This is a genomic window from Streptomyces prunicolor, from assembly GCF_045162825.1.
GTDB lineage: Bacteria > Actinomycetota > Actinomycetes > Streptomycetales > Streptomycetaceae > Streptomyces > Streptomyces prunicolor.
The window spans coordinates 3573716-3592385 of the sequence record NZ_CP108676.1 but is presented as its reverse complement, the minus strand read 5'-3'; the positions used below and the strand labels follow the sequence as shown (position 1 = coordinate 3592385).

Genomic DNA, 18670 nt, shown 5'->3' with positions numbered 1-18670 from the left:
AGACATGGGACCTGGGACCTCTGATGCGGCTACGATGCGGCGCATGTCCGGGGAGCCAAGGAACAGTCGGATACAGCGCGAGGTCGTCCAGCTGATCCTCGACCGCAAGCTCCAGCCCGGTGCGCCGCTGCCCACCGAGGCCGAGCTGATGGAAGACCTCGGCATCAGCAGGAACTCCGTCCGCGAGGCCCTCAAAGCACTCCAGGCCCTCGACATCGTGGAGATCAGACACGGCTACGGCACCTACGTCGGCCGCGCCTCGCTGACCCCGCTCGTCGACGGCCTCACCTTCCGCACCCTCGCCCGGCACGAGGACGACGCGGACGCGCTGGCCGAGATCCTCCAGGTGCGCGAGGTGCTGGAGGAGGGCCTGATCCATCGGGTCGCCGCCACCGTCACCGAGCCGGAACTGGACCGGCTGGAAGCGGTGGTGAACCGAATGGAGGAAGCAGGCCGCGCCGGCCGGCCGTTCCCCGAACTCGACCGCGAATTCCACGAGTTGCTCTACGCCTCGCTCGGCAACGAACTCGTCCTCCAACTCCTCGGCGCCTTCTGGACGGTGTTCCGCCGGGTCGCCGGAGCCCGCGGCTGGACCGACGACCCGGACCCCGAACTCACCGTCCGCCGCCACCGGGACATCGTCACCGCGCTGCGCGCCCGCGAGGTCGAGGGCGCGCAGCGCGCGATGGCGGACCACTTCCGCGGCATCGAGGCGCGGGCGGCACAGGAGTCGCGGGGAGTGGGTTAGCCGGTCTCCTTGCGGTGGGATCAGCCCACGTTGACCGAGTACGAGCTGCTGCTCAGCTTGCCCCGGCCCCTGAACACCTCCGTGCCGGCCTCGACACTCGTCAAGTAGGCGTTGTTGGCCAGCAGTCTGCGCTGGACGAGGGCGTCGGCCATGGCGGTGATGTCGGTGGTCGCGGAGTTGGTGTTGGCGACGCGGACGTACGAGTAGACGTTCCAGCTGCTGGTGACGCGGCCCGCCTGGTCCTTGTTGACGATCTTCCCGACGTACAGGTCCCAGGCCGTGCCGCCGATAGTGACCCGCTCCCGCTTGGTGCCCAACGGGCCTGCTCCGCCTTGGTGGTTGAGCCAGATCATCATCTCGTCGTGGGGCTGGTCGGCCCAGTTGGGGTTGGACTTCTGGTGGAACCAGACGTCGTAGGAGACGTTCATGACGGACGGGGTGTTCTGGGTGATGTTGAAGGCCCAGTTCGAGGTGATCTTGCGGCGGCTGTTGAGCTGGACGGGCAGCTTGGTCGTGGTGTCCTTCCAGCCCCAGTGCCAGCCGAGCACGATGCTGCCGTACGCCTTGACGCCGGTCGGGTTGCCGCCCGACCAGTCGAAGGACGTCTCCCAGTTGACCTTGCCGCCCCGGTAGGAGTTGAGCCAGGTGCACTCCTTGCCGGTGGCGCCGCTGGCGCCCCAGACGTTGTTGTTCAGGTAGTACGGGGACGCCTTGATGGTGTTGAAGGCGGTGCAGTTGTCGGCGGCCCGCGCGACGGAGGGGGTGAGCAGGAGCGGGGCGGCGACGGTGGCCGCGACCGACGTGGTGAGGGCCTTGAGAGCTCTGGCGGTGAACATCGTCGGTGCTCCTACTTGTAGGTGATGTCGGAGGATTTGTAGATGCAGTTGCGGCCGTCGGGTCCGGATCCGACCTTCGCGGGTTCGCCCGAGGTGACCCCGCGGAACTTCTGGCAGACGACGATCTTGCGCGCCGGGTCGCCCTGGATCGTGATGCGGCTCAGGCGGGCCGTGTCGCCGTACGGCGTGGAGTTGATGCCGACGATGTCGAGGCCGGGGGACTTCACGGTGACGTTGTCGAGGACGACATGGCGTTGGTACTGCGTCCTGCAGTTGCCGCAGGAGCGGTAGAGCTTGCCGAAGTTCTCGACCTTGAAGTTCCTGATGACGAAGGTGCCGGGGCCGTTGTGCTGGAACACCTTGTCGGCCGCCTTGCGGGCGCCGCCGCCGTCGATCGTCATGGTCTGGTTCGCGGCGGTGCCCTTGAAGGTGGCCGCGTCCTCGCCCACGTCCTCCCACCAGACGTTCTTCAGTGTGCAGGTGCCCCGGCAGTGGATGCCGTCGGCGGCCGGGGAGCCGATGATCACGTTCGAGACGGTGGCCTTGTCGGCGAGCTCCAGGATCGGCGGCTGGTTCTCGGCCTGGTCCCCGCCGCCGAGCGCGCCGGCGCCGACGAAGCGGGTGAGGTCGAAGTCCCGGTTGCCGGTGACCTTGATGGTGGCGCGTACTTGCTGGACGCGCTTGGCGGCCGGCCAGTCGGCGGCGGGCCGCGCGGAGTCGGCGCCGGCGGTGGTGGGGAGCGAGGGGACCAGGGCCACGGCCACGAGGGCGGCGAGCGGCAGCAGGGTGCGTTTTCGGCTGTGCATAGTCGGATCGTTGGCAGAGATGGGCGCATCCTGCGCGCCACGGCGTCCGAACGTATGACCGCAACACTCGAACGGACGTCCCGGCGCCGTGCCGGCCCCTACGCTGACCGCGTGACCGAGTTCTGGAACCCGACCACCACCGGCGTCCTGCGACTCCCCTCCGGCCGCTTGGTCCGGGGCCGCGGCCTGCGCCGACCGCTCCCGGCCGGCAGCCCGGTCCCGACGTACGGTGTGTATCTCCTCGGCAGCCCACCGCCCCAAGTCCCTTGGCCGGCACGGTGGTTGCGCTGGCCCGACTTCCGGCTGCCCGCCGACCGCGCCGAGGCGCAGGCGGTTCTGACGGACGCCTGGCACCGGTCGCTCACCGAGCGCGTCGAGTTCGCCTGCGCCGGCGGCCGGGGCCGCACCGGCACTGCACTCGCCTGTCTCGCGATCCTCGACGGGGTGCCACCGGGGGAGGCGGTCGACTACGTCCGCGCCCACTACGACCGGCACGCGGTGGAGACGCCGTGGCAGCGGCGGTACGTACGGCGGTTCGGGGCGCCCTCGGGTGCGGTAGGCGAGTCAGGCGCGGCGCGCCCGGAAGCGTAGGCCACCGCCCTCCGGGTGCAGGTCGACCGCCACGTCCGTGAAGCCGGCCCGCTCCAGTCGGGTGGGAAGCGTCGCCGGATCGAGGGTGTTCATCGTGTCCCGGAAGTGCAACACCCGCAAACGGAAGCTGGGTTGACTGTCACTGCCCGCGAACGTGCCGCCGGGGCGCAGCACGCGGAACGCCTCGGCGAAGATGCGGTCCTGGTGGGCGGCCGTGGGCACATGGTGCAGCATCGTGAAACAGACGACGGAGTCGAACGCCCCGTCCGGCAGCGGCAGTTCGGCACCGTCCGCGTGGAGCACGGCGGCCCGGTCGCCCCACTGGGACTGCAGCAGGCGGGCGGTGTCGGCGTCGATCTCGGCGGCGGTGAGATGGTCGACCCGCTCGACGAGGACGCGGAGGTTGGCGCCGTAGCCGGGGCCGATCTCCAGTACGTCCGCGCCGAGTTCGATGTGTTCGAGGGCCCAGGGCAGTATGCGGTCCTTGGTCGTCTGCGCCCATCCCTCGGAGCTGCACAGCTTGCGGTGGGCTCGGTTCATCGGCATACGTCGACGCTAGGCGGGGCAGGGGGCTGTCCGCCACGGGCTAGGCTGCCGTGTCATGTCGTGGAACGGACAGGAGCGGGGGCGCCGGTTCGACACGGCCATCCTCGTCGGCCAGTTCGCCATGCCGCGCGGGACGGCCTTTGGCACGCACTGGCATCCTGCCCTTCACGTACTTTCCCGAGGCTTATGGCAGATCAGAGGGACAGCGCCAGGATCAGTCGGTCCTTGCCCGGTCCGAGGTAGTTCTTGCGGGCGCCTCCCATCGGCACGAAGCCCAGGGATCTGTAGAGCACGATGGCGGTGGTGTTGGAAGGCTCCACTGTCAGCCGGACCTCGCGTACACCGTCGGTGCGCAGGTGTCGCAGCACCTCCAGCATCAACTGCCGGCCAACTCCACGGCCGCGCCGACTCGGTGTCACGGCGAGGCTGAGAATCCAGGTGCGCGTGGCATTCGGTGTGGCAGCCACCGCGATGTAGCCGTGCAGGGTGGTGCCATCGTCGGCAACAAGCATCCGGTCCTCGCACACGTCGAGCCACTGCCGCAGTACGTCGAAGGGGTACGGGCCCTCGGGGAAGGCCTCCTTGTCCAGGCGGACGACTTCCGGCAGGTCCGCTTCAGTGCCCGGTCTGATCCGCAGGTGGCGGTCTCCGGGCTCCAGTCGTCGCAGGGCGGAGCCGGTGACGGACGGGAATCGGTCTCCGGGGAGAGGAGGCATATCGTCCCCTTTGTGAGAGGAGTCAAAGAGGTGCCGTCACGTACGGGTGAATGCGATCGGGGTGGCTCGCAGTCTGTTTCGGATGCGATCAGCTCGGGCCCGACCATCATTCCTGGTCGCAACTGTTCGTTCAAGGCGCAATTTGGCCCCAAAGCTGGCCTGTTATTGAGGCCCTGCCGTGCATCAGGTCAAAGGTTTCTAAAGAAAATGTGCGCAAAAGGGGTGTCGGGTAGGTATGCTGTTGCTACATTGGGCTATGGCCTTGAGATCGCCGAGTGGCGAGCAGAAGTTGAACGATGACGCCCCTTGGGACTCTTTTGACCCCGAAGCGTACATTGACCGCAATTATCGTATCCTGCACCCGGATGATGAGGAGATCATCTCGATCGTCCGAGATCACTTCGAAGATCACTTCCGTGGGAATTCCGGAAGGCGGCTTTCCGGTATCGATGTGGGCGCCGGAGCCAACCTGTACCCCGCGCTCGCCATGCTTCCCTGGTGCAAGAAGATCACCCTGCTCGAACGCTCGTCGGCCAATGTGGGGTACCTCAAGAAGCAGAAGCAGCACTTTGACCCCACCTGGGACCAGTTCTGGACGGCACTTCAGGAGGATGACAAGGGGCGGGCCTACAGCGGCCTCGGGGTGGACCCCAGGGCGAGGTTCGGGAAGACCGTTCGTGTCAAGCCGGGGAATCTTTTCGACCTTCACCGAAAGCAGGGGCGCTGGTCCATTGGCACCATGTTCTTCGTTGCCGAGTCGATGTCCACATCCTATGACGAATTCAGGCTCGGGACGGGTTCCTTCATGAGTTCCCTCAAGCCTCGTGCCCCTTTTGCCGCTGCATTCATGGAGCACTCCGAAGGTTATAAAGTCGGCACGGAATGGTTTCCCGCCTGTTATTCCGTCAGTCAGTCGAATATCGAAGATGTTCTGGGGTGTTATTCGGATGACGTCAAGACCTTCCCGGTGGGTAAACCAGGTGGATTGCTGCGGGACGGTTACACGAGGATGATCGTGGCCTGTGGAACTCGGAATTCCTTTTTTGATGAACGAGTGCGTCTGAAATGGTGGAACATCTGATGAGGGCGAACCCGCCCGGTTCTTGATCCGCTCTCGGTCGGGCCGAGAGGACCTGTTTGAGGGGCATGGGGCATGCAGATCAAGCCGCGTCAGCAGCTGCTGGACATCTGGCAGGCGATTGCTCGTCACTCTTTCGCGAGTGGTGCGTGGGACTGGGGTGAATGGGGCGGTCGCAGCAGTGTTGCGGATGCCGAGCGGCTGCTCTGTCTCATGTATCCGGCCACCGAAATCCCGGCATTCCGGCTCGACGATCCGAACACCACCCAGGACGACGTCCAAAGGGTTCTGAAACGGGCCGGAGGGGCGACGGAGGTCCCCGGAAACCTGGTTGCGGTCCTGTCCGAGTTCATGGACAAGTACACCGGCGATGACGAGACGTCGGCTTTCGGGGGCGGCTACTACTTCGTCCCCGAACAACCGAGGGACGAACTCACCAAGGAACAACGCGAACTGGGCGTCGTCGACTCCTTCTCGATGTCCGTGACCCTCTGCCTGGCCATCCTCGACTTCCTGAAGGCGTACGAGACCAAGACGCAACGGACCGATGTGAAGAGGCGGATCCAGGAACTCAGAACCGCCACCAGCACTCGGCTCACTGCCGCGATGGTGAGCCTCCTGCGCTCCTTCACCGTCAACGTCTTCGACACCGACTCCCCGCAGGGCCGGACACTTTGTCGGCTCCTGGGCCAGGGACGGCTGTCCGAGCGGCTGGTCCTCCAGCAGTTCCAGAACCGTTTCGAGGCGCTGCGCGCCACGATCAGCGAGAGTTTCGTCCTCGGCCTCGAAGTCGAGGAGCGCCTCAGGGACGAGAGCCAGCTCTTTGAGTGCGGCTGGGCCTGGAGCCTGGTGAAAGACGCGCCGGAGGTTAAGACCACCGAACAGATCGGCTCTCAACCCGAAGGCGTTGCTCACGCCGTTCCGTATCTCTACTTCACCGTCGTGGCCATTGACGGCATCCAGGACCTCTTCTCGGAACGCACCCTCGTCCTCGGCCTGCTCAACCCCGAGCAGCAGAAGCTCGCCGAGGCCCTGCGTCTCCGCTGGGAAATCACCAGGCAGTACTGGTCGGGCATCGCCCGCTTCGGCGACGACGTGTGGCCGCTGGAGGACATTCCCTGGCGAACCACGGGTCAGCAGCGGGTCGAGTCGGAGTACTTCTCACTCTCCGTCACAGCCCTCCTCGTCCACGACCTGTTGAGTCGCCGTGCCACCGACGACGACCTCACCCGCACGGTCGCCGTCATGGAACGTCTCGCCGAACGCGGTCGGATCACCAGCAGGGTGACCCGGGAGGACCGGGCCGTCCTGCTCCACAACCCCGGCGTCACCCTGCCGTTGGAGGGCAGCGACGCCAAGGGCCCGGCCATGCAATGGACGATGACGGACTTCTCGGCGCAGCTGCTGAAGCGGAGCATTCAGCTGTGCGTGCTCTCGCGCAACCCAGCCTCGCACGACCGCTTGCTCCGGCTTGCCGAGCAGACTCTGGACCACCTGTGGAGCCGCCGTATCGGAGACGGTGTTGGGGCCGGCCTGTGGGACAACGTCCGTGCCGTCTACCCCGGTTCACCGGCCGCCGAAGTGCCGCTGTCCTGGAGCATCACCGAGCGCGTCATCGAGTGCATGGTCGCCGCGCGGCAGCTTTACACGCAGCCTCCGATCCGTAGCTCCGAACTGGCGACCCTCGCACGTGCCCTGCTCAGCGAGTCCACTCATCTCCTCGGCAAGCAGCAGATGGAGCCGGCGCCTCCGCACAACACCCAGGAAGGCCTGGCCCTGAAGGGCATCGAAGTAAACCTCCGCAGAGCCCGGCAGCTCCTCGACGAACAGCCGGGCACAGCCTACGCGCTGGCCCTCGACGTACTCAGCGAACTCGACGCCCTGGCACGCGCCAGGAACGCCGTGCGTCCGGGAGGGTGAACCGTGCTCATCTTCGCAGCCTCCGACAAGGGAGGCACCGGCCGTTCGGTCACCAGCGCCAACCTCGCCTATCACCGGGCGCTCGGCGGTGACGAGGTCTGCTACGTGGACTTCGACTTCGGCTCGCCGACCGCTGCCGCCGTTTTCGACGTTCCCAAGGCATTGGAAGGGTGCGAGGGACTGGGCCTGCACTCCTATCTGAGGGGCCTGATCGGCGAGCCGGCCCGGGTCGACGTCTGGGCAGACACCGAGCACACGGTGCTGCGCAACCGGCCGAGCGGCTCAGGCCGCCTGGTGCTGCTGCCCGGAGATCGCGGCGGCGGCGAATTCGTCACCGACGAGGAGAACCTGCACCGCTGTGTCGATCTCTTCCTTCGGCTGAACGCAGAGTTCGACATCATCGTGGTGGATCTGAGCGCCGGGCGCAGCTATGCGATGGACATGGCCCTGCGCGCGATCGCCCGGCCCGAGATGCGGGGTGTCCAGGCCCGCTGGCTGATCTTCCACCGTTGGACTCGGCAGCATGTGATGGCCGCAGCCGAACTCGTCTCCGGCATGGTGAAGGCCGGCGGGGAAATGGGCCATGACGAGGAAACGCTCGCGGGCGCCATCCGTTTCGTACGAGCGGCGGTGCCCGGCCTCAACTCGCCCCTGTGGTCCCAGGTGCCGCCCACCCTGTCCGTGTGGATGCGTAAATACGACGAGGAGCTCGACAACAGGGCGGGCGCGCGCGGCATGGGGAAGACCCGCGTCCTGGGATCCGTACCTCTGGAACCCGTGCTCCTGTGGCGTGAACAGCTCATCACCGACGAGGACGTCCTCGACAGCCGGATCGCGAGTATGGAGACTTGGCAGGCGCTGGTGGAACTCGCCGGGAGACTGACCGACGACAAACACTGGGGGCGGCCGTGACGGAACCCGTATTTCGGGAGACCAGCGCCCAGCCGCGCACCGAGTCCGTGCCGCTCTCCCATCTCTCCCTTGAACTCGGGCATCTGCACATGGAGGACCTCCAGGAGGGCCCCGAGCGTCTGCGCGCGCACTTCGTGGCCGTACGGCCTTGGTTGGACGCGGCCCGGGCAGGTGTCGCCGCTCTCACAGGTGGCCGAACACTCCGGCTCAGCACCTGTTTCCTCATCGACGATTACTTCACCCGTTTCTCCACCCCTGCTGAACTCCTGCCGCAGGTGCTCGCCGCCGCCGAGGAAGCTGGACTTGCCATCGACTACGTGGCCCGTGAGTCGGGCTGCGCCGTCGCCGAGGATGCTCGGCTCGCAAAGGACGTCCAACTCGCCGAATCCGTGATGCGGCGGTTGGTCGAGTCGCCGCCGCCCGGGAGCAACGGCTTCCGTCCCCCCGTCAGCCAGACCGGCTGGCTCACCAACGGTGAGCGCACACCCGCCCTGCGCACCTCTGCCGCGATGACGGCCACCGTCTGGAAGCCGCCCAGCGAGACCGGAGCCGTCCGGCACTCCATCCACATGGATGTCGAGCTGTGGGACGAACACGACGAGCGACGCACATGGTCGTGTCCCTTCCTTGCCGCGGTCTGGCAACTGGCCCGCCTCGGACTGCTGCGCGACGACGGCAGGCCGGTACCGCACCCCCACCTCTGGAACTCCGACGGCTTTCCGCACGAGTGGGACGCCCTGCCACCGCTGCTTCAGCTCACACCGTCGGCAGCACCGTTTACCGCATACTTCACCTGCACCGTGTTACCGACCCGATTTCTGCCCGTCGAACACGCCGTCCGAGTCATCCTCGACCAGGTGCACGCGGACAGCGGGGCGCTCCAGCAGGTCGCCCAGCGTTCCGGCCGGGAGGGCATCGACATACCCGCCCAGATCGCGGACCGCGCCTTCTACATCTTTCCGCCCGGACTCTGAGATGTCGACCGGAGAAGGGATCACCTCGCCGATGCTGACCTGTGGAGAGGTGCGCACCTGTCTGCTTCCGGCACGACACTCCCTGGACGGCCGGGCTGCCGCCCAACTGCTTCGGCTACGTGTGGACGAACGGGTCAGCGTCTCCGAACGCCCCAACCTGTACGTCCGCTCTCCCGACGTCCTCACCGGAGTCGACTGTCGACTGCCCACCGCCAACAATGCCAAGATCCGGGCCATCGGGACGGCGGCCTCCCGCGCGGCACTCACCGAGGGCCGCGTGCTCCAGGCCACCACATACTTCGCCGTTCCGGCCGCGGGGCTCGACCAACGAATGCCCTGGGGGTACTACCTCGTGCGCCCGGGCATGCTGGTGCCCCTGGGACGACTGCCCGAACAAACCGTAGCCAGCGGCTTTCTGATGCGCCGTCAATCCGGACCTTCCGGTGAACTGAACCTCGGATCCATCACGGAGGGTCTGCTCGCAAAGCTACGCCGGGACCCGCTGCTCGACCAGCGGGCACCCTTCAAGTCCGAGACCACCAGGCTGCGTTGGGCCGCCCTGCTGGCCCCGGACGGCGAAGGCGCGTCGCTCTCGCGCTTCACAGTCACAGGTGACGGGCTGCGCACCGTCGAGCTGCGGTTGCCGCGGGAGACGCAGCCAACCGCCGTAGCGGGGCTCTGTGAGGATCTGGCCTTGCACGACTGGCTGTTGACGACCGTGGTGCGGAAGCTCGACGGAATCCGGCTCGGAGCGGCGGAGGGACCGGCCACCATGCAGGTGCTGCGTCCCCTCGTAGACCATCTGCTCCACCTGTGGATGCCCGGAGCACGGGTGGACCGGGCCCTGAGCCCCCTGTGGGAGGTGCTTGAGACGGAGCCCGGATTCACCCGGCAGTGGCAGACGCTCGTCCAGCGCATCCGCGACCAACTGGCCCTTCAGGCCATCCCATTGCCGTCAGAGGCGCAGGCAGCGCACTGACACCACCGGTTCGTGCACGATCCCGACGGGGGAGACGCAGATGAACGCACCGCCAGGAGTAGTGAAGAAGACGCTGGTCACCCTTGTCGTGGCCGTGCCCGTGTATGTGCTCACCAATGTCCTCGATCAGAACCAGGACCAGGTGTGGAAACTGACCGTTTCCTTGGTGATCGGTGGCGCTGCACTGATCATCCAGTACATGAACGACTTCGAGCGTCGGTTGGAGGGGATCGAGACCGGCCAGCGCAATCGCATCCGGGAGATGAGGGAGAGTCTGACCGATCACAACAGTGAGATGAGCGAGAACCTCGCCGCACACAACCGTGCGATGGAAAACGTGGTCAACACCAACTTCGCCCGCATCAACGAGGCGACCAAACTCTTCAGTGAGATGGGGCGGTCGGTGCTGCGTCCGGACGGAGTCGCCGAACTGGCCGACAGCGCGACGCGCGTGAGCCTGCTGGGCACCGAGATCGTGCACACCTTCGCACGAGAGGAGATCGACCAGCTCACGTCGTTGATGAAGGGTCTCACCAACAGGAGCGCCGAGAGCCCGGGAGAAAACCATGACTGGCTCATGGCTCTCACGAAGTGCACGAAGGACACCATCGACGCCACCAGCACCTCTGTCGATCGGAACTTCTGGACCAGTGAGCCGGGGCGCCGTTATCTGCTGGCGCAGCGCGACGCCATCAAGTTACAGAGGGTGAAGGTGAGGCGGCTGTTCATAGTGGATGAGCCCGCAGACGTCGAGGCCGAACTGACGGGACTCTGTGAGAACCAGCAGGCCCTGGGCATCGAGGCTCGTGTCGTGGTCCTGTCCCAGGTACCGGAGCACGCTCGGCTGGGGCCGACGAGCGACTTCATCATCTTCGACGGAGCGCTCTGCTACGAGGTGGATCAGGACCTGAAACAGGTCAACGTCAAGACGACGCTGGACGCACGTGAGGAGCACGTCAAGCGGTGCGTCAAGTGGTTCGACGAACTCTGGGAAGTCAGTCAGTAGCCACCATCACAGGCACGCGCGGCTGTTCACTGGTTCTTCAGTGATCGACACCGGAAGTCATCCCTTGGTTGTGGAGCCGTAGACCTTCGGAGGACGGCGGGGCGGAGGCACGCTCGGCACGGTTGGCGCATGGTGAACACACAGGGGATCACTCGGGGGCGGTTTCTTGCGGCAGCGGCCTTGGGGACGACGGGCGTGCTGCTGCCGGCGGGATGGGCGGCGGCAACGGACGGCAGGCGCGGACTTGGATTTCGACGTGGACTTGCCCATCGGGGCGTCGTCTACACGGTCGGTGAGGGTGGGGTGCCCGGCACGGCCAGGAGCCCCCACCGTATGCACGCCGACCTTCGTGCGATCCGCGACGAGTTGCACGCCGACACAGTCGACGTCACCGGTGACGGCGTCGACCGCCGCACCGCGACCGCCGCCCAGGCCGCCGAACTCGGCCTGCACATCTGGCTCCAGCCCACCCTCGCCGACCTCCCCGAGCGGGACATCCTCGAACACCTCGCGGAGACAGGCCGGTTCGCGGAACGCCTCCGCCGCCAGGGGGCGAGCGTCGACTTCAGCGTGGGTTGCGAGTTCTGGCTGTTCGTGCCGGGCATCGTGCCGGGCGCCACGGTACTGGACCGCGTCCAGAATCTCCTCGACGGCACGTTCCACCCGGCCAGGATGCAGCGCAAGCTGGACGCCTTCACCAAGAAGGCGGCGGCGCTGGGCCGTTCCGTCTTCCACGGCAACCTCAGCTACGCCGCCGCCCAGGACGACAAGGTCGACTGGAACCTCTTCGACATCGTAGGCATCGACTACTACTCGCACTTCCCCCAACCAGCCGACTACGTAAGGGAGTTGCGCCACTACCAGCGCTGGGGCAAGCCCGTGACCATCACCGAGTTCGGCACCTGCGCGTACAAGGGCGCCGAGAAGACGGCCGGCATGGGCTGGAACGTCGTCGACTACGACAAGGACCCGGAGGAGATCAAGGGCCACCTGATCCGCAGCGAACATACCCAAGCCGCTTACGTGGTCGGCCTGTTGGAGGTCTTCGAGTCGATGGGCCTGTACGGGGCGATGGCCTTCGAGTTCGTGACCCCGGACGCTCCCCACCGTGCCGACGATCCCCGCCACGACCTCGACATGGCGAGCTATGCCATCACCAAGACCATCGAGGACCGGCCGTACGACCCGCGTTCAACCTGGCACCGGGAGCCGAAGGAGGCGTTTCGTGCGCTGGCGCGGCACTATCGGCGAGGTCGAGTGTCATGAGGATGCGATCTTCACCGGGCCCGAAGTAGTCGTTGCGGACGTCTCCGGTCTGAGTGAACCCAAGATGCTGATAGAGGGAGACGGCCCGGTCGTTGTCGTGGGCGACGGAGAGCCGGACCTCGCGCGCGTGCTCGGAGTGTAGTTGCCTGAGCGACTCCACCATCAGTCGGCGACCCAACCCGTGGCCCCGCAGGTCCAGGGTGACACCGAGGCTGAGGATCCAGCTGAGGCCGGCTTCGGGCGGAGTCGCGATGAGGTACCCGTACAGGGCGTGCCCGTCATCTAGCACCAGGAGATGGTCGCGGCACAGGTCGAAGTACTGGCGCAGGACGAAATAGGGGTACGGCTCTGTCGGAAACGCCTCCACGTCGAGCCTCTTGAGTGCGGCTAGGTCGTTCTCGACGGCGGACCGGACATACAGTGGCATCCGTCCAGGATTGCCCGTTGTAGCAGGACTTTTCAAGGGCCTGAATTAATATCCGGAGCGTGTTGTCGCCATGTGCCCCCATTCATCAGTGGCAGTTGCATGGCGCGGGAAAGGGGCTCCCGTGGATCGGTGATGTTGATACGGTGGAGCCATGCCTTCAGGATCGCTGGGAGACCTTCCGCAGTTGAATGCGGAAGCACTCTGGGACGAGTTTAACCCAGCGGACTACATCAGTCACAACTATCGCACAGTGCTTCCTGTCGACGCGAAGATCATCGCCATCGTTCGCGATCATTTCGGTGATCATTTCCGTCGGTTTCCGGAACGCCCGGTCCGGGGCGTCGACATGGGCGCCGGACCGAATCTTTATCCGGCCCTCGCGATGTTGCCCTGGTGCGAGGAGATCACCCTGCTCGATCGGTCGAAGCGGAATGTGGCCTATCTCCGGGATCAGTTGGACTCCTACGACACGAACTGGGATGCCTTCTGGCAGGAGTTGTCACGGAAAGGCCCGTATGCCGCGTACCCCCATGACCCGAGAGTGAGATTCAAGCAGATCGTCCGGGTCAAACAGGGAGATCTCTTCGATCTGGCGGGGCGGCAGAGACGCTGGACTCTCGGCACGATGTTCTTCGTCGCTGAATCCCTCTCCACCTCCGAAACCGATTTCCAGCGGGCAACAGAATGCTTTCTTGACCATCTTGAGCCTGGGGCACCGTTCGCCGCCGCTTTCATGGAGGAGTCCGAGGGGTATGAGGTGGGTGGTAGGTATTTCCCCGCCTGTAAAGTGAGGAGGGAGTTGATCCACAGCAGTCTCTTGGACCGGGTGGAGGGGTTACAGACCATTCGGGTGGGGGAGCAGGACAAGGTGCGCGATGGCTACACATCGATGATCGTGGCCCACGGATTTCGGAGCGCGTAGATTTCCTGGGGGCAGGGGATGGAGATCAAGCTACGTCAGCGTCTGCTGGATATCCGGCAGGCAATAGTCCGACATTCTGTGTCGACGATCCGGACCGGCTTCACCTGGGAGTGGTAGACCCAGGTCCAGCGCATCCGCGATCAACCGGCCGTCCGGGCCGCGATCCGGTGGGGGAGAGACAGTCATGGACGGAGCATCCGGGACACCTGGTCCGGCGCCGGCGGGCGGCGTACGCATACCTCCCGTCCTGCTGAAGACACTGGTCACCTTCGGCGTGGCCACCATTGCGTACGTGATCACCAACCTGATCAATCAGTCCCAGGACGAGTTGTGGAAACTCGCCGTCTCCATCGTCATCGGCGGTGCCGCGCTCATCGTCCAGTACATGATCGACTTCGAGCGGCGGCTGGCATCGGTGGAGCACGGTCAGCGTGCCCAGAGCGGAGACATCCGGGAGGTGCTGGACGCGCATCACCGCGAGATGAAGGACATGGTCCAGGAGAAGTTCCAACTGGTCGGCGATGTGACCAAGCTCTTCAGCGAGTTGGAGCGGTCAGGGATGGGTACCGAGCAGGTGCGGCGGCTGGTCGAGAGCGCCACACTGCTGGGTGACCAGGGTCCGGAGATCGCGAGGGCTTTCGCACGCGGTGAGATGGATCGCCTCTCCGTGTTCGTGGAGGACCTGGCCAACATGGTCGTGGGCTGGCAGGGAGACCCCAACGAACAACTCGTCCGCCTCACCAGCCACGCAACGAGGAGTATCGACGCCACCAGCACTTTCGAAGACGTGGCCTACTGGGACACCACGGATGCGCAGGACTATCTGAAGGTACAGCGGAACGCGATCGAGCGACGCGGGGTGAAGGTGCGGCGCCTGTTCATCGTGACGCATCCTGGTGAGGTCAACGACAAACTGCTTCAGATCTGCCAATTCCAAAGAAGGTTGGGTATAGAGGCCCGGGTTGCGGTGCTGTCTCTGCTGCCGCTCGGCGTCGGACGCGGCGGACGGCGAGACTTCATGATCTTCGACGGCGAACTGTACTTCGAGATGCACTCTGACTTGGCACAGGAGGAGTCAAGAAGCGAGCTGAACGCACGGGGGTCTCGGGTGAATGAGCAGATGGCACGGTTCAACGAACTGTGGGACGCCAGCCCGCCCGACCTGCCGAGCCTTCCCTGACTCAGACATTCCGCCGGTCCACCACCACGACAGTGATCACCGCCGCAGCCGCCCACCACACCACGAACACCACCCATGCACCCCCGACGGTCGCCGGATACCGCTCGGCCAACGTGTAGGGCATGTAGCCGTAGTTGACCTGGACGAGTCGGTCCCAGGCGTTGAAGGGAAGGGCGTTGCGGACGCAGGCCGTCCAGTGGTACCGCTCGGTGACGAAGATGGGCAGGAGGAGCAGGAGGCCGGTCGCGAGGACCATCGTCGTGGCGCTGTGCCGGATCAGCGCGCCCATGGCCATGCCGACCAGCGCGGACACCGGGGCGAGCAGCGCCGACGCGACGATCACCCGCAGGGCGCCGGGGTAGCCGATCGACAGGCCCAGGCCACGCCCGGACAGGATCGCCTGGGACGCCGTGAAGGAAGCCCCGGCGACCACGAAGCCGTACACCGTCATGACCGCCGTTACCACCCCCACCTTCGCCGACATCAGCGCCCGGCGGTCCGGCACGGCCGCAAAGGTCGTACGGATCAGGCCTGTTGAGTACTCGCCCACGACCGTGATCGCGCCGACGCTCGCCGCCGTCAGGATCAGGATCATCGCGGCGCCGTCGGTGAAGGAGTCGAACAGCGCGGTGGTGGCGAAGTGCGCGCGCATCATCGCGTTGTAGTGCGGATAGTCGACGTAGTCGGCACGAGCGGCGTTCGCGTTGAAGGCGATCACGGTCAGCGCGCCGGTGCCGAGCGCCCAGTAAGTGGAGCGCAGGGTACGGAGTTTGAGCCACTCGGCGGCCAGGAGATCGGTGAAGCGCGGGACGGGCACGGGCGGTGCGGTGATCGTGGTCATCGGGAGTCTCCGGCGAGGTATTCGACGCTGTCGGCGGTCAGTTCCATGAAGGCCGCCTCCAGGGAGTTGTGCTCGGTCGCCAACTCCCGCAGGAGGAAGCCGTGTTCGTGCACCAGCTCGCCGATACGGGTGGCGCCCACCCCGGTCACCTTCAGCGTCTCCTCGTCGTACGGCGTCACCACTGCGCCCTCCGACGCCAGTACGGCGGCCAGCGCGCCCGCATCCGGTGTCCGCACGGTCACCGTCGGGGCCGTGCCGCGTGCGGCGAAGTCCTCGAGGCTCTCGGCGGCGATCAGTTCGCCCCTGCCGATGACGACGAGGTGGTCGGCCGTGTTCTCCAGCTCGGACATCAGATGGCTGGAGACGAAGACGGTACGACCCTCCGCCGCCAGCTTCCGGAACAGGCCCCGCACCCACAACACCCCTTCCGGATCAGGGCCGTTGAGCGGCTCGTCGAAGAGGAGGACGGACGGGTCGCCGAGCAGGGCGGTCGCGATGCCGAGCCGTTGCTTCATGCCGAGGGAGTAGCCGCCGACGCGGCGCCGGGCCGCCGCTCCGGTGAGGCCTACCTCAGTGAGCACCTCCTCCACCCGGCTCGCGGGGATGCGGTTGCTGCGGGCCAGTGTCCGCAGGTGCGCCCGCGCGGACCGCCCGCCGTGCACATCGTTCGCGTCCAGCAGCGCACCGACGTGGCGCAGCCCGCGCGCATGACGGCGGAAGGTGTGACCGCTGATCGTGGCGCTCCCGCCGGTCGGCGCCACAAGTCCCAGCAGCATCCGCAGAGTTGTCGTCCTGCCGGCGCCGTTCGGGCCGAGGAATCCGGTGACGTGCCCGGGCCGGACCATGAAGGACAGTTCGCGTACGGCGGTGGTGGGGCCGTACCGCTTCGTCAGTTCGTCGACTTCAATCACGGGAGCACGGTGTCGCGGGCGGCCGGTTCCCGGCATCGGCCCGGCGCTGACATTCGTCCGGCGTCGATGTCGACCCAGGTCGTACACCCCCGGACCGATGCCCGCACTCACCCCCCGCTCCTACGATCCCGGTATGCCCACCACCCCACCGCTGCCCCTGCTCAAGCGCGTACCGCCGGGCGCCTGGGCGGGGGTGCCCTGGATCTACGGCACGCTGTTCGCGGTCCGCGCCTTCTTCCACCTCCCCTTCATGCCGACGTTTGCCTACCCGCCCACGCCGGCCGGCTGGGTGCTCATCGCGTCGGGCAGTGCCCTCGCCCTGGCCGGGTGCGTGCTGCTGCGTCGGCGCCCGCTGTCCGGGAACGGGCTGCTGGTGGTGGGGACGTACGCCGTGACGCTGGGGCTGAACGCGCTGACGATCGGGCTGGTCCACTACGCGGCGATCGACATCGCCGTGGGCTGGATCGCCGCGAGCTCCGACCGCCGCCGGAGCCTCACCGCCCTCGCCCTCGCGATCGCCGTCCTGCCCGTCTACGAACTCACCCGGACCGGCCTCGGCCGCCCCCTCGTCGCTCTCTACGACACCGGCCGGGGCGACTGGCAGAGCTGGTCGGCGCTCGCTCTCTCGGCCGTCGTCGCCTGGCTGATCGGCAACTCCGTGCGGCAGGGCCGTGCGTACGCCGAGCGGCTCACCGCGCAGACCGCGACGCAGGCCGTCACCGCCGAACGCCTGCGTATCGCACGGGAGATGCACGACACCGTGGCGCACAGCATCGGCATCATCGCCCTCCAGGCGGGCGCGGCGGCCCGGGTCACCACGACCCAGCCGGAGGCCGCGCGGGAGGCGATGCGCGCGGTGGAGCACGAGGGCCGGGAGACCCTGGCCGGGCTGCGCCGCATGCTCGTCGCGCTGCGGGCGGCCGACGCGGCTCCCGTCCTGCCCGCAGGCCTCGGTGACGTCGACCGGCTCGCCGCCACGACCACGGCGGCCGGCGTACGGGTCGACGTGCGGCGGCGCGGTGAGCCGCGCCAACTCCCGCCCGACATCGACCTGTCGGCGTTCCGCATCATCCAGGAGTCCGTCACCAACGTCGTACGGCACGCGGGGACGAGCGTGTGCCGGGTCACCCTCGACTACGGCGACGACGAACTCGCCCTGGAGGTCACCGACGACGGGCGTGGCCACGGCACGGCCACCGACACCGGATTCGGGCTGGCGGGCATGCGGGAGCGAGTGGCCCTGCTACAGGGGGAGTTCACGGCGGCACCGCGCCCCGAGGGCGGCTTCCGGGTCGCGGTCCGGCTTCCGGTGCCGGTGCCGACGGCGGTGGCCCGATGAGCGGGCCCGTCCGTGTGCTCCTCGCCGACGACCAGCAACTCATCCGTACGGCACTGCGGATGGTGATGGCCGACCTCGACGACGTGGAGGTCGTCGGGGAGGCGGGCGACGGGGCGGAGGCGGTGCGGCTGACGGCTCAACTCGCGCCGGACGTCGTGGTGATGGACATCCGCATGCCCGGGACGGACGGGATCGAGGCCACACGCAGGATCACGGAGAGTTCGGCGGCGGCCAGGGTCGTCGTCCTCACCACCTTCGACGACGACGATCACGTCTACGGCGCGTTGCGCGCGGGCGCGTCCGGGTTCCTGGTCAAGGACATGGCCCTCGACGACATCATCGGCGCGGTACGGGTGGTGGCCGCCGGAGACGCCCTGATCGCCCCGAGCGTGACCCGGCGCCTGATCCGCGACTTCGCGGCGTCCCGCCCCGAACTGGCGCGCACTCGCCGGGAGTTGACACGGATCACGGAGCGGGAACGCGAAGTGCTGACGCTGGTCGGCTCGGGGCTGTCCAACACGGAGATCGCGGCCGAGCTGTGCATCAGCGTGGCCACGGCGAAGACCTACCTGACCCGCCTCTTCACCAAGCTGGACGCGAGGGACCGGGTCCAGCTGGTGATCCTGGCCTATGAGGCGGGACTGGTCTCGGTGAGTTAGGACCCGCCCCCCC

At 66.7% G+C, this 18670-nt stretch carries 20 protein-coding genes; 13 read left to right on the top strand and 7 right to left on the bottom strand.

Translation table 11 applies throughout. From position 1 onward, the window contains the following. Positions 1–34: 34 nt before the first annotated feature. Complete coding sequence (locus tag OG588_RS16100) at positions 35–748, top strand: FadR/GntR family transcriptional regulator (protein WP_405947899.1); 714 nt, start codon at positions 35–37, stop codon at positions 746–748. Between the two features lie 20 nt (positions 749–768). Here the strand turns inward: OG588_RS16100 and OG588_RS16095 are convergent, their stop codons facing one another. Next, entirely contained in the window at positions 769–1584 is an 816-nt protein-coding gene (locus tag OG588_RS16095) for a GH12 family glycosyl hydrolase domain-containing protein (protein ID WP_405947898.1), read from the bottom strand. 11 nt (positions 1585–1595) lie between these two features. Then, entirely contained in the window at positions 1596–2390 is a 795-nt protein-coding gene (locus tag OG588_RS16090) for a pectate lyase (protein ID WP_405947897.1), read from the bottom strand. Positions 2391–2501: 111 nt separating this feature from the next. Here OG588_RS16090 and OG588_RS16085 point away from each other — a divergent pair, with 111 nt between their 5' ends. After that, on the top strand, positions 2502–2981 hold the full coding sequence (locus tag OG588_RS16085) for a protein phosphatase (protein WP_405947896.1): 480 nt from the start codon (positions 2502–2504) through the stop codon (positions 2979–2981). Here OG588_RS16085 and OG588_RS16080 read toward each other — a convergent pair. After that, positions 2955–3527 (bottom strand): class I SAM-dependent methyltransferase, encoded by a 573-nt coding sequence (locus OG588_RS16080; protein WP_405947895.1) that lies wholly within the window; start codon positions 3525–3527, stop codon positions 2955–2957. The two genes, OG588_RS16085 and OG588_RS16080, sit on opposite strands and share 27 nt — an antisense overlap. A gap of 194 nt (positions 3528–3721) precedes the next feature. After that, positions 3722–4243 (bottom strand): GNAT family N-acetyltransferase, encoded by a 522-nt coding sequence (locus OG588_RS16075; RefSeq protein ID WP_405947894.1) that lies wholly within the window; start codon positions 4241–4243, stop codon positions 3722–3724. A 256-nt stretch (positions 4244–4499) separates the two neighbouring features. Between OG588_RS16075 and OG588_RS16070 the strand changes: the two genes are divergently transcribed. The 7 genes from OG588_RS16070 (at position 4500) to OG588_RS16040 (ending at position 12378) form a co-directional block, all read left to right on the top strand. After that, the gene (locus OG588_RS16070; protein ID WP_405947893.1) at positions 4500–5324 is read left to right on the top strand and encodes an SCO2525 family SAM-dependent methyltransferase; all 825 of its coding nucleotides are present in this window, start codon (positions 4500–4502) and stop codon (positions 5322–5324) included. 72 nt (positions 5325–5396) lie between these two features. Further along, positions 5397–7241, top strand: a complete 1845-nt coding sequence (locus OG588_RS16065) for an SCO2524 family protein (RefSeq protein WP_405947892.1) — start codon at positions 5397–5399, stop codon at positions 7239–7241. 3 nt (positions 7242–7244) lie between these two features. After that, positions 7245–8153, top strand: coding sequence for an SCO2523 family variant P-loop protein (locus OG588_RS16060; RefSeq protein ID WP_405947891.1), 909 nt, complete (start codon positions 7245–7247; stop codon positions 8151–8153). After that, positions 8150–9127 carry an SCO2522 family protein gene (locus tag OG588_RS16055; RefSeq protein WP_405947890.1) on the top strand — a complete coding sequence of 326 codons (978 nt, stop codon included), beginning with the start codon at positions 8150–8152 and terminating at the stop codon, positions 9125–9127. The genes OG588_RS16060 and OG588_RS16055 overlap by 4 nt, the downstream gene beginning before the upstream one ends. Position 9128: 1 nt before the next feature. Beyond that, positions 9129–10106, top strand: a complete 978-nt coding sequence (locus tag OG588_RS16050) for an SCO2521 family protein (protein WP_405947889.1) — start codon at positions 9129–9131, stop codon at positions 10104–10106. Positions 10107–10167: 61 nt separating this feature from the next. Further along, positions 10168–11112 (top strand): DUF6879 family protein, encoded by a 945-nt coding sequence (locus OG588_RS16045; protein ID WP_405947888.1) that lies wholly within the window; start codon positions 10168–10170, stop codon positions 11110–11112. A gap of 129 nt (positions 11113–11241) precedes the next feature. Then, the gene (locus OG588_RS16040; protein WP_405947887.1) at positions 11242–12378 is read left to right on the top strand and encodes an abortive phage infection protein; all 1137 of its coding nucleotides are present in this window, start codon (positions 11242–11244) and stop codon (positions 12376–12378) included. On the opposite strand, the gene OG588_RS16035 is transcribed toward OG588_RS16040, so the two are convergent. Then, entirely contained in the window at positions 12266–12805 is a 540-nt protein-coding gene (locus OG588_RS16035) for a GNAT family N-acetyltransferase (protein WP_405947886.1), read from the bottom strand. The genes OG588_RS16040 and OG588_RS16035 overlap by 113 nt on opposite strands. Before the next feature lie 151 nt (positions 12806–12956). Here OG588_RS16035 and OG588_RS16030 point away from each other — a divergent pair, with 151 nt between their 5' ends. Both OG588_RS16030 and OG588_RS16025 read left to right on the top strand, forming a co-directional pair. Continuing rightward, positions 12957–13727: an SCO2525 family SAM-dependent methyltransferase gene (locus OG588_RS16030; RefSeq protein WP_405947885.1), complete on the top strand. Its 771-nt coding sequence runs from the start codon at positions 12957–12959 to the stop codon at positions 13725–13727. A 292-nt stretch (positions 13728–14019) separates the two neighbouring features. Beyond that, positions 14020–14907 carry a DUF6879 family protein gene (locus OG588_RS16025; protein ID WP_405947884.1) on the top strand — a complete coding sequence of 296 codons (888 nt, stop codon included), beginning with the start codon at positions 14020–14022 and terminating at the stop codon, positions 14905–14907. 1 nt (position 14908) lies between these two features. On the opposite strand, the gene OG588_RS16020 is transcribed toward OG588_RS16025, so the two are convergent. Then, on the bottom strand, positions 14909–15748 hold the full coding sequence (locus OG588_RS16020; RefSeq protein WP_405947883.1) for an ABC transporter permease: 840 nt from the start codon (positions 15746–15748) through the stop codon (positions 14909–14911). Beyond that, the gene (locus OG588_RS16015; RefSeq protein WP_405947882.1) at positions 15745–16659 is read right to left on the bottom strand and encodes an ABC transporter ATP-binding protein; all 915 of its coding nucleotides are present in this window, start codon (positions 16657–16659) and stop codon (positions 15745–15747) included. Before OG588_RS16015 ends, OG588_RS16020 begins: the two co-directional genes overlap by 4 nt. Before the next feature lie 133 nt (positions 16660–16792). On the opposite strand from OG588_RS16015, the gene OG588_RS16010 reads away from it, so the two are divergent. Beyond that, positions 16793–17998, top strand: a complete 1206-nt coding sequence (locus OG588_RS16010) for a sensor histidine kinase (RefSeq protein WP_405947881.1) — start codon at positions 16793–16795, stop codon at positions 17996–17998. Beyond that, positions 17995–18657, top strand: coding sequence for a response regulator (locus tag OG588_RS16005; protein ID WP_405947880.1), 663 nt, complete (start codon positions 17995–17997; stop codon positions 18655–18657). The genes OG588_RS16010 and OG588_RS16005 overlap by 4 nt, the downstream gene beginning before the upstream one ends. Positions 18658–18670 lie beyond the last annotated feature (13 nt).

Excerpts from the sequence above, each read along its gene's own strand:
- OG588_RS16070 (WP_405947893.1), top strand. The coding sequence starts at position 4,500 with ATGGCCTTGAGATCGCCGAGTGGCGAGCAGAAGTTGAACGATGACGCC.
- OG588_RS16080 (WP_405947895.1), bottom strand. The coding sequence starts at position 3,527 with ATGCCGATGAACCGAGCCCACCGCAAGCTGTGCAGCTCCGAGGGATGG.
- OG588_RS16065 (WP_405947892.1), top strand. The coding sequence starts at position 5,397 with ATGCAGATCAAGCCGCGTCAGCAGCTGCTGGACATCTGGCAGGCGATT.
- OG588_RS16050 (WP_405947889.1), top strand. The coding sequence starts at position 9,129 with ATGTCGACCGGAGAAGGGATCACCTCGCCGATGCTGACCTGTGGAGAG.
- OG588_RS16075 (WP_405947894.1), bottom strand. The coding sequence starts at position 4,243 with ATGCCTCCTCTCCCCGGAGACCGATTCCCGTCCGTCACCGGCTCCGCC.
- OG588_RS16005 (WP_405947880.1), top strand. The coding sequence starts at position 17,995 with ATGAGCGGGCCCGTCCGTGTGCTCCTCGCCGACGACCAGCAACTCATC.
- OG588_RS16010 (WP_405947881.1), top strand. The coding sequence starts at position 16,793 with ATGCCCACCACCCCACCGCTGCCCCTGCTCAAGCGCGTACCGCCGGGC.
- OG588_RS16030 (WP_405947885.1), top strand. The coding sequence starts at position 12,957 with ATGCCTTCAGGATCGCTGGGAGACCTTCCGCAGTTGAATGCGGAAGCA.
- OG588_RS16035 (WP_405947886.1), bottom strand. The coding sequence starts at position 12,805 with ATGCCACTGTATGTCCGGTCCGCCGTCGAGAACGACCTAGCCGCACTC.
- OG588_RS16095 (WP_405947898.1), bottom strand. The coding sequence starts at position 1,584 with ATGTTCACCGCCAGAGCTCTCAAGGCCCTCACCACGTCGGTCGCGGCC.
- OG588_RS16040 (WP_405947887.1), top strand. The coding sequence starts at position 11,242 with ATGGTGAACACACAGGGGATCACTCGGGGGCGGTTTCTTGCGGCAGCG.
- OG588_RS16020 (WP_405947883.1), bottom strand. The coding sequence starts at position 15,748 with ATGACCACGATCACCGCACCGCCCGTGCCCGTCCCGCGCTTCACCGAT.
- OG588_RS16090 (WP_405947897.1), bottom strand. The coding sequence starts at position 2,390 with ATGCACAGCCGAAAACGCACCCTGCTGCCGCTCGCCGCCCTCGTGGCC.
- OG588_RS16100 (WP_405947899.1), top strand. The coding sequence starts at position 35 with ATGCGGCGCATGTCCGGGGAGCCAAGGAACAGTCGGATACAGCGCGAG.